The sequence below is a fragment of the Paraeggerthella hominis genome, assembly GCF_021044775.1.
GTDB classification, from domain to species: Bacteria; Actinomycetota; Coriobacteriia; order Coriobacteriales; family Eggerthellaceae; genus Paraeggerthella; species Paraeggerthella hominis.
On the sequence record NZ_JAJNOQ010000030.1, the window covers coordinates 1 to 670 of the forward strand.

Consider the following 670-nt stretch of genomic DNA (forward strand, 5'->3'; position numbering starts at 1 on the left):
TTACGTGACTGGAGTTCAGACGTGTGCTCTTCGATCTGATTAGGATTCGACGCCGGTAGCGAAACTCTAGGTGCATGCCGAGTTGGTAACAGAACTCGTAAATCCACTGTTGCAACTTTTATAGTTGCCAATGACGAAAACTACGGCGCGGAGTTCAAGCTGGCCGCTTAAGCGGTCCTCTTGACCCGTTGCTTCTGGTAGCTTCGGCTCCAGCAATCACTAGGGGATGCCTGTAAACCCGAACTGATTGTCATACAGAACAGGATCGTCGCGTAGCACGTTGTGGGCGAAGTGACTAAAACTTACACAACTCATCCAAAGCACCCTGCCCGTCGGGCGGCTGCGGATTAAATCAGTAGACACGGCTAAGCATGTAGTACCGACAGCGGAGTACTGGCACCAGCGTCAAGTACGAACACGCGGCGCAGGGCGATGACGTTTATCTGGACAGCGGCGAAATCAGCCTCGGCATCAAGTCGGCTGTGGACGTCGACGCTCGTACCTTCGAGAACCTGGAGTTGGGCGGCGCTGCGAAAGTCGATGTCACCGACACCACCGACGAAGTGATCGCGAAACTGACGGCCACCGAGTCCGTGACCGAAGGCGGCGAGATCACCTACACCATCACCCTGACCAACAAAGATGGCCTGCTGATCAATAACCACGGCGC

At 55.1% G+C, this 670-nt stretch carries 1 protein-coding gene and 1 other RNA gene; both read left to right on the forward strand.

All coding sequences use genetic code 11. From position 1 onward, the window contains the following. Positions 1-39: 39 nt before the first annotated feature. Positions 40-402: a transfer-messenger RNA gene (gene ssrA, locus LQE90_RS12325) on the forward strand. 41 nt (positions 403-443) lie between these two features. Next, positions 444-670: hypothetical protein (locus LQE90_RS12330; protein ID WP_500797191.1), on the forward strand; the 227-nt coding region annotated here is incomplete at its 3' end.